Origin of the sequence: Trebonia sp. (genome assembly GCF_049794275.1) — a bacterium.
Taxonomy (GTDB): domain Bacteria; phylum Actinomycetota; class Actinomycetes; order Streptosporangiales; family Streptosporangiaceae; genus Trebonia.
Map to the genome: position 1 here is coordinate 1 of NZ_JBARCR010000545.1, position 7,295 is coordinate 7,295.

5 protein-coding genes are annotated in these 7,295 nt (G+C 68.5%); 3 read left to right on the plus strand and 2 right to left on the minus strand.

The features are described from left to right. Nucleotides 1–158 precede the first annotated feature (158 nt). Entirely contained in the window at nucleotides 159–1,562 is a 1,404-nt protein-coding gene (locus WA805_RS14940) for an FAD-binding oxidoreductase (protein ID WP_425242621.1), read from the plus strand. Nucleotides 1,563–1,589: 27 nt separating this feature from the next. Beyond that, nucleotides 1,590–2,879, plus strand: coding sequence for a class I SAM-dependent methyltransferase (locus tag WA805_RS14945; RefSeq protein WP_422282695.1), 1,290 nt, complete (start codon nucleotides 1,590–1,592; stop codon nucleotides 2,877–2,879). A gap of 12 nt (nucleotides 2,880–2,891) precedes the next feature. On the opposite strand, the gene WA805_RS14950 is transcribed toward WA805_RS14945, so the two are convergent. Continuing rightward, nucleotides 2,892–3,329: a methylglyoxal synthase gene (locus WA805_RS14950; protein WP_422282697.1), complete on the minus strand. Its 438-nt coding sequence runs from the start codon at nucleotides 3,327–3,329 to the stop codon at nucleotides 2,892–2,894. 268 nt (nucleotides 3,330–3,597) lie between these two features. Here WA805_RS14950 and leuS point away from each other — a divergent pair, with 268 nt between their 5' ends. Further along, nucleotides 3,598–6,117, plus strand: a complete 2,520-nt coding sequence (gene leuS, locus WA805_RS14955; protein ID WP_422337454.1) for a leucine--tRNA ligase — start codon at nucleotides 3,598–3,600, stop codon at nucleotides 6,115–6,117. Nucleotides 6,118–6,151: 34 nt separating this feature from the next. Here the strand turns inward: leuS and lexA are convergent, their stop codons facing one another. Next, nucleotides 6,152–6,862: a transcriptional repressor LexA gene (lexA, locus tag WA805_RS14960; RefSeq protein WP_422276032.1), complete on the minus strand. Its 711-nt coding sequence runs from the start codon at nucleotides 6,860–6,862 to the stop codon at nucleotides 6,152–6,154. Between the last annotated feature and the right edge of the window lie 433 nt (nucleotides 6,863–7,295).

Sequence of the window (7,295 nt, forward strand, 5' to 3'; positions counted from 1 at the left end):
GCAGGTGAGGCGTGACGCAGCAGCCCGACGGCGACCCGATACACTGCCTGAGCCGTTCGTCCCGTTCGGTACGCAGCTTGCCCACTTTGTACTCCTGTGCGCATCCTTGTGAGAACCACAGGACGCACAGTGGACCGAAGAGAGCTGAGGAGACGCAAGTGACCGGCATCGAAGGACTGCCGCCAGCCAAGCTCGCGGCTCATCAGGCCGCGGTGGCGCGGCTGCGCGACGCCTACGCCGCGGTGCCCGCAGGCGCGCCGGTGCGTCTCGCGAAGCCCACCTCGAACCTGTTCCGGTACCGCGACTCAGGCCCGGGAGACGCGACCACCGTCCACCTGCTCGACGCAGCCGCATTCACCCGGGTCATCCACGTGGATCCGGCCACCAGGACGGCCGTGGTCGGCGGCATGACCACCTACGAGGACCTCTGCGACGCCACGCTGCCGCACAACCTGATGCCGCTGGTCGTGCCGCAGCTCAAGACGATCACCCTCGGCGGCGCGGTCACCGGGCTCGGGATCGAGTCCACCTCGTTCCGCAACGGCCTGCCGCACGAGTCGGTAACCGAGATGCAGATCCTCACCGGAGACGGCCGCGTCGTCATAGCCACCAAGGACAACGAGCACAGCGACCTGTTCTACGGCTTCCCGAACTCCTACGGCACCCTCGGCTACTCCCTGGCGCTCACCATCGAGCTCGAACCCGTCAAGCCGTACGTCCACCTGCGCCACTTCGCCTTCACCGACCCCAAGAGCTGCATGGCGGCGATCGCCGAGATCACGGCGACGAAGAGCTACCAGGGCCACCGCGCCGACTTCCTCGACGGCACCGCGTTCAGCGCGGGCGAGCTGTACCTGAGCGTTGGCGGGTTCAGCGACAAGGCGCCCTGGGTGAGCGACTACACCGGCCAGCAGGTCTACTACGAGTCGGTACGGCGGAACCGCGAGGACTTCCTCACCGTCAAGGACTACATCTGGCGCTGGGACACCGACTGGTTCTGGTGCTCCCGCGCGTTCGGCGTGCAGAACAAGGTCATCAGGCGTCTCTGGCCGAGCAGGTACCGCCGCTCGGACGTCTACCGCAAGCTGGTCGCCTTCGACAGGAGATACGGCCTGACCGCGGTGCTCAACGAAAACCGCGGCCGCCCGCAGCGCGAGATGGTCGTTCAGGACGTCGAGATCCCGGTGGACCAAGGCGACGTGTTCCTCGAGTTCTTCGAACGCAGCGTCAAGATGAAGCCGGTCTGGCTGTGCCCGCTGAAGATGCGCGGCGACCACGCCTGGACCCTGTACCCGCTGCGGCCGGGCGACGTGTACGTCAACTTCGGCTTCTGGGGTACGGTCCCGCTGCCGCCGGGGCAGCAGGACGGTTACTACAACCGGATGGTGGAAGAAGAGGTCAGCGCGCTGGGCGGGCACAAGTCGCTGTACTCCACCGCGTTCTACTCGGAGGAAGAGTTCCGCCGCCGCTACAACGGCGCCGGCTACGACAAGCTCAAGGCCGAATACGACGGCGGCGGCCGCCTGCTCGGCCTGTACGACAAATGCGTCCGCGGACGCTGACGACAAGTCACAAGAAAGGAACGGCACATGGCGCTGGCTGAGGTATTCGAGGCGATAGCCGGCCCGGATGCTCCGGTTGAATTCCAGGCATACGACGGGTCCACGGCCGGCCCCCCCGGCTCGCCGGTCAAGATGACTGTCAGGTCGCCGATCGCCGTCGCCTACCTGGCGCAGGCGCCGGGCGCGCTCGGCCTGGCCCGCGCCTACGTGTCCGGCCACTTGGACGTCGACGGCGACATATACACCTTGCTGTCCCGGCTGTCACGCGCCCAGGAGATGAACATGAGCTGGGCGGACCGGGTCAAGCTCCTGCGGGCGCTCGGCGGGCCCAAGCTGCTGCTGCCCAGGATCCCCCCGCCCCCGCAAGAGGTACGGGTGACCAGCCGCCTCCTGCGGGTCGGCCGGATGCACTCCAAGCGCCGGGACGCGAACTCGATCTCGCACCACTACGACGTGTCCAACCGCTTCTACGAGTGGGTGCTCGGCCCGTCGATGGCCTACACCTGCGCCTGCTACCCGACCCAGGACGCCACGCTGGAAGAGGCGCAGGAGTACAAGTTCGACCTGGTCGCACGCAAGCTCGCGCTCAAGCCGGACATGCGGCTGCTCGACGTCGGCTGCGGCTGGGGTGGCATGGTGATGCACGCCGCGCGCGAGTACGGCGTCAAGGCGCTCGGCGTCACGCTGTCGGAGCAGCAGGCGCTGTGGGCGCAGCAGGAGATCAAGAAGGCCGGCCTCGAGGACCTGGCCGAGGTCCGCCACCTCGACTACCGCGACGTGCCCGAGACCGACTTCGACGCGGTCAGCTCGATCGGCCTCACCGAGCACATCGGCAAGCAGAACGTCCCCGGCTACTTCAGCTTCCTCAACGGCAAGCTCAAGGTCGGCGGCCGGATGCTGAACCACTGCATCACCCGCCCCGACAACACCGGCCCTTCCATCAGGAAGGAAGGCTTCATCAACCGCTACGTCTTCCCCGACGGCGAACTCGAGGGCCCGGGCTGGCTGATGAGCGTCATGAACGACCACGGCTTCGAGATCAGGCACGAGGAGAACCTGAGGGAGCACTACGCGAAGACGCTCGCCGGCTGGTGCGCCAACCTGGACGCGCACTGGGACGAGGCGGTCGAGGAGGTCGGCCAGGGCACCGCGCGGGTCTGGCGGCTGTACATGGCGGGCTCCCGGCTCGGCTTCGACCACAACATCGTCCAGCTGCACCAGATCCTCGGCGTCAAGCTGCGGGCGGACGGCGCGTCCGGCATGCCGCTGCGCCCGGACTGGGAGCCGGCTGAGGCACGCGCCAAGGCTGATGCCTAGGCCCGGCGGCGGCTACGCGAGCGTGCTGGTGAGCGGGGAATGCGCAGCGTGCGGCTTCGCCAGCAGCGGCGAGGTGATCAGGTAGTCGGCGCTGGTGCGGTTGCAGGCGATCGGGATGTTCCACACCACCGCGATCCTGACCAGGGCCTTCACGTCCGAGTCGTGCGGCTGCGGGCTCATCGGGTCCCAGAAGAACACGAGCATGTCCAGGCGCCCCGACGCGATGAGCGCGCCGATCTGCTGGTCGCCGCCAAGCGGGCCGCTCTGGAAGCAGGTGACGGGCAGGTCAAGGAGGTCGCCGAGGAGCCTGCCGCTCGTGCCGGTCGCGTAGAGCAGGTGCCCGGCGAGGATGTCGCGGTTATAGTCGGCCCACTCGAGGAGGTCGCCCTTCCGGTGGTCGTGGGCAACCAGGGCGATGCGCTTCGGTTCTGGTGCGGTCGTCTTGGTCATGCCGCCAGCGTGCCCGGTCAATGTTGCGGGACTGCCACGAGGGCGTTATCGGATCGTGTACATAGCGTGGTTACCCGCTACACCGCGAGAACAGGCCAGATGCGGTACCATAAGCATGTGCGTCCTGTCTGGCTGCTCCTTAGCTAGCCGCGCCGGCCCAATCTGTCGCTGGCGCGGCCGCTCCTCGTGCTCCGGGGGGCCTTTTTTGTTGGCAGAACTCCTGGGAGCGGAGCATTCCCAAGCCGGACCGATCAAGGGTGAGGACACAATGACTGCGGTCGAGAACGCCGACGAGGCACAGCGCTACGACCCGCGCGACATCCAGGACAAGTGGCAGGCGCGCTGGGCGGAGATCGAGCCGTTCCGCGCCAGCGACGACCCCGCCGACCCGCGGGAGCGGTTCTACATGGTCGACATGTTCCCGTACCCGTCGGGGGATCTGCACATGGGGCACGCCGAGGCGTACGCGGTCGGCGACGCCATGGCCAGGTACTGGTTCCTGCGCGGGAAGAACGTGCTGCACCCGATCGGCTGGGACGCGTTCGGGCTGCCCGCGGAGAACGCGGCGATCAGGAACAACACGCACCCGGTTGACTGGACCTACAAGAACATCGAGACGCAGGCGGCGTCGTTCCGCCGGTACGCGACGTCGTTCGACTGGTCGCGGCGGCTGCAGACGTGCGACCCGGAGTACTACCACTGGAACCAGTGGCTGTTCCTGCGGTTCTTCGAGCGCGGGCTGGCGTACCGGAAGGGCGGCTACGTCAACTGGTGCCCGAAAGACCAGACCGTGCTGGCCAACGAGCAGGTCATCGCCGGGCGCTGCGAGCGGTGCGGTACCGAGGTGGTCCGCCGGGTGCTGACGCAGTGGTACTTCAAGATCACCGAGTACGCCGACCGGCTGCTGGCGGACGCCGCGGACCTGGAGGGCCACTGGCCGGACCGGGTGCTGACCATGCAGCGGAACTGGATCGGCCGCTCGACCGGCGCCGCCGTGGACTTCGCGATCGAGGGCCGGGACGAGCCCGTGACGGTGTTCACCACCCGCCCCGACACGCTGTTCGGGGCGACGTTCTTCGTGGTGGCCGCGGACTCCGCGCTGGCGTCCGAGCTGTGCGCTGACGGGCAGCGGCCCGACTTCGAGGCGTACGTGGAGCAGGTCCGCAAGCTGACCGACATCGAGCGGCAGTCCACCGACCGCGAGAAGACCGGCGTCTTCCTGGGCGTGCACGCGGTCAACCCGGTGAACGGCGAGCGGATCCCGGTGTGGGCGGCGGACTACGTGCTGCCGGACTACGGCACCGGCGCGATCATGGCGGTGCCCGCGCACGACCAGCGCGACCTGGACTTCGCCCGCAAGTTCGGGCTGCCGGTGCGGGTGGTCGTCGCCACGGATGCGCCGGACCCGGCGGCGACGGGGATGGCGACGCCCGGCGACGGCGTGCTGGTGAACTCCGGGCCGCTGGACGGGCTGTCCAAGGCCGACGCGATCGCCAGGATCATCGAGATCCTGGCGGGCGACGGCCTGGGCGAGGCGGCGGTGAACTACCGGCTGCGCGACTGGCTGGTATCGCGGCAGCGGTTCTGGGGCACCCCGATCCCGATCATCCATTGCCCGTCGTGCGGCGAGGTCCCCGTCCCCGAGGACCAGCTGCCGGTCGTGCTGCCCGACCTGCGCGGGGCCGACCTGCAGCCGCACGGCGTGTCGCCGCTGGCGGCCGCGGCGGACTGGGTGAACGTGGACTGCCCGAAGTGCGGCGGCGCGGCGCTGCGGGACACCGACACGATGGACACCTTCGTAGACTCCTCGTGGTACCAGTTCCGGTACTGCTCGCCGCGGTACGCCGAGGGACCGTTCCGGGTAGCCGACACCGAGCGGTGGGCGCCGGTCGACCTGTACGTGGGCGGCGTTGAGCACGCCATCCTGCACCTGCTGTACGCGCGGTTCTTCACCAAGGTGCTGCAGGACATGGGGCTGCTGTCGTTCGGCGAGCCGTTCACCCGGCTGATCAACCAGGGGCAGGTCATCAACCGCGGCAAGGCGATGTCCAAGTCGCTGGGCAACGGCGTGGACCTGGGCGAGCAGATCGCGCTGTACGGCGTGGACGCGATCCGGCTGACCATGGTCTTCGCCTCGCCGCCGCAGGACGACATCGACTGGGCCGACGTCAACCCGGACGCCATGGTGAAGTTCCTGGGCCGGGTGCACCGGATCGCGTCTGACGTGACCGCGGCGGGCTCCGGTGCCGGCGCCCCGGCCGAGGACGGCGACCGCGAGCTGCGCCGGATCACGCACCGGGTCATCGACGAGGTCACCCGCCAGGTGGAGGACTACCACCTGAACGTCGCGGTCGCGCGGCTGATGGAACTGGTCAGCGCCACCAGGAAGGCGATCGACTCAGGCCCGGGCGCGGCCGACCCCGCGGTGCGGGAAGCCGCCGAGGCGCTGGCAGTGATGCTGTCGCTGTTCGCCCCGTACACGGCCGAAGAGTGCTGGGAGGCGCTGGGCGGACCTGGCGCTGGCGCCAGGCCGGCGGGGATCCCGTCAGTGGCCAGGACCGCCTGGCCGGCCGCGGACCCGGCTCTCCTGGTTCAGGAGACTGTCACCTGCGTGGTGCAGGTGAACGGCAAGGTCCGCGACCGGCTGGAAGTCTCTCCGGAGATCACGGAGGATGAGCTGCGCGACCTGGCGCTGGCCACGCAAGGCGTGGCGCGCTCGCTGGCCGGACTGGAGGTCCAGCGGGTGATCGTGCGGCCCCCGAAACTGGTCAACATCGTCGCCCGGTGACACGCGGCGGTCAGTGATCTGCTCGGGCCGTGGCTCATACCCGGCGGAGCACCGCCACCACTTTGCCGAGGATCTTGGCGTCGTCGCCGAGGATCGGCGTGTAAGCGGGGTTGTGCGGCATCAGCCAGACGTGCCCGTCGCTCCGCTTGAGCGTCTTCACCGTGGCGTCGCCGTCCACCATCGCGGCCACGATCTCGCCGTTCTCCGCGTCTTCCTGCTGCCGGACGACCACCCAGTCGCCGTCGGCGATCGCCGCGTTGATCATCGAGTCACCAGCGACGTTCAGCATGAACAGGGTGCCCTCGCCGACTAGCTGCCTGGGCAGCGGCAGGATGTCTTCGACCTGCTCCTCGGCGAGGATCGGGGTGCCTGCCGCGATCCGGCCGACCAGCGGCACGTAGGTGGCCTCCTGGGAGGCGATGTCCAGCCCGTCGGCGGCGGGCACCAGCTCGGCGTCGGCATCCTTGCTGTTCTGCTCGGGGCGGACCGCCGGGTGCCCGGGCAGCCGGACCTCGACCGTCCGTGGCCGGCCGACGTCGCGGTGCAGGTAGCCCTTCTTCTGCAGCGTGGACAGCTGGTAGGAGACGCTCGAGGTGCTGGTCAGCCCGACGGCCTCGCCGATCTCACGCATCGACGGCGGGTAGCCGCGCTTCTGCACGGAATCCCTGATGACCTGCAGGACCTTGCGCTGACGCCAGGTGAGCACGTGGTCAGGGTCCGGCTTGTCGGGCGTTTCCGGTATCACGACCGGCGCGCTGCCCTTGGGCTTGCGGCCTGGTCGGCCTTTCGGGCGTACCGGCACTTCCGGCAGGTCGGATGTACCGCGTTCTTCAGTGTTTTCCATTGACAGCGCCTCCGGAACATGGTTGTCGCTTATGGATACGAGCCAGCCTAAACCCTCGTTAGGTGTTTCGCCAAACATCTGTTCGACGTGTCTTCGAAATGTCAGACCCATGCGGTACAAAGGTGGCATCCGACGTTCGATCGAACTACTATGCGATCGAACGAGTGTACCATCGAACGAACGTTTGGTCAGGAGGCGGGCGTGAAGGCGACGGTAGCGCAGCGGTCAGACAGCTGGCCGGCCAGCACAGAGGACTCACCTGCAGGTAGTGCCGTCCTTCTGCGGCCGGCCACGCGCCGCCGCGGTTCCGCGCGGGGCGCTGCGGCCCAGGCGC

Bases quoted from the DNA above. Each gene is read 5' to 3' on its own strand.
- WA805_RS14950 (WP_422282697.1), bottom strand. From the start codon at position 3,329: ATGACCAAGACGACCGCACCAGAACCGAAGCGCATCGCCCTGGTTGCC.
- leuS (WP_422337454.1), top strand. From the start codon at position 3,598: ATGACTGCGGTCGAGAACGCCGACGAGGCACAGCGCTACGACCCGCGC.
- WA805_RS14945 (WP_422282695.1), top strand. From the start codon at position 1,590: ATGGCGCTGGCTGAGGTATTCGAGGCGATAGCCGGCCCGGATGCTCCG.